Genomic DNA, 1556 nt, shown 5'->3' on the forward strand with positions numbered 1-1556 from the left:
GGCCTGGAGGGCCGGGAGGCACGGGAGCGGGGGGGCGTGCGTCCCCCGGGACTCACGCGTCGCCGCGCGGCAGCGTGAGGGTGAAGACCGTCCGCTCCACGTCCGACGTCGCGGTCAGCGTGCCCCGGTGGCCGCGGACGATCTGCTCGGAGATGAAGAGGCCCAGGCCCAGGCCTGACGGCACGTGGGCACCCGTGCGCGCGCGCTGGAAGGGGTGGAAGAGCCCCTCCAGCTCCTCCGCGGCGATGGGTACTCCGGGGTTGCTCACCCGCGCGACGACCTGCCCCGGCTCGCCCATGAGCACCAGCTCCACGGTTGCGTCCGCGGGGCTGTACTGGAGGGCGTTGCCCACCAGGTTGCTCAACACCTGCGCCAGCCGATCCGCGTCCCACTGACCCGTGAGCGGGCCGGTGGCCGTCACGTTCACGGTGCGGTTCGGGTGCGCCAGCTCCAGCTCCTCCACCACCTGGCGCGCCACCTGGCCCAGGTCCGTGGTGCCCGGCGTCAGCGGGATGCCGCTGCCCAGCCGGCTGCGGGTGAAGTCCAGCAGCTCGGTGATCATCCGCGTCATCCGGTCCGTGCTGCTGATGATGCGGCTGGCGGTGCGCACCAGCGGCGGGGGCAGCTGCTCGCTGGCGACGAGGAAGCTGGCGCCCATGCGGATGGAGTGGAGGGGGTTTCGCAGGTCGTGGCCCACGATGCCCAGGAAGCGCTCGCGGAACTCCGCGGACGCGTGCAGCTCGGCTTCCGCCTGCTTGAGCCGGGTGACGTCCACCAGCACGCTGCCCACGCCCACCACCTCTCCCCGGGCGGTGCGCACCGGGTGGTAGCTGGCCATCACGTGCAGGACGCCGCCCGGCGCGTCCGGCTGGTCCAGCGTGAAGCCCAGCTCCTCCACGGGCTCGCCCGTGTCCATGACGCGGCGGAGCAGCGGCTCCAGCCGGGAGGCGAACCGGGGCAGCACCTGCTCCAGCGTCCTGCCCGCGTAGGCGTCCAGGGGCAGCCCGTCCAGCTTCGCCATGCGCGCGTTGACGCGCACGAAGCGCAGGTCCCGGTCCAGCAGCGACAGCCCCACGGGCGAGGACGTGAGCAGCGCGTCCAGCTGCGCGAACACCTCCGCCTTCTCCTCGCTCGTGCGCCGCACGTCGTCCACCAGCCGCTTGGTGCGCGCGAGCGCGTCCACCCGCGCGCGCACCTCCTCCGTGCGGAAGGGCTTGGACACGTAGTCGTTGGCGCCCGCGCGCAGCCCCTGCACCAGGTCCTCCGGCCGGCCGTGCGCCGTGAGCATCAGCACCGGCAGGGCCTGCGTCTCCCGCTGTCCGCGCAGGAACTGGCAGACCTCCGGGCCGGACATCCCTGGCATCTCCCAGTCCAGCACCACGACATCCGGAGCACGCCCGGCATGCAGCCGTTCAAGCATCGCCGCGCCGTCCGGGAACGTCTCCACCTGGAAACCTGTTCCAAGCGCGCTCTTGATGAAGCGCGCCTCACTGGCGCTGTCATCCACCACCCAGACGCAAGGTGCGGGCTCCGGAGGGGACTGGGGGAGCCCAGGG

General features: G+C 72.8%; 1 protein-coding gene. It reads right to left on the reverse strand.

Going from position 1 to position 1556, the window contains the following annotated elements:
- Nucleotides 1-52: 52 nt before the first annotated feature.
- Nucleotides 53-1556 (reverse strand): sensor histidine kinase (locus D7W81_RS41200; protein ID WP_147445840.1); only part of this gene is annotated, 1504 nt, incomplete at its 5' end.

Source organism: Corallococcus aberystwythensis, assembly GCF_003612165.1.
Lineage (GTDB): Bacteria > Myxococcota > Myxococcia > Myxococcales > Myxococcaceae > Corallococcus > Corallococcus aberystwythensis.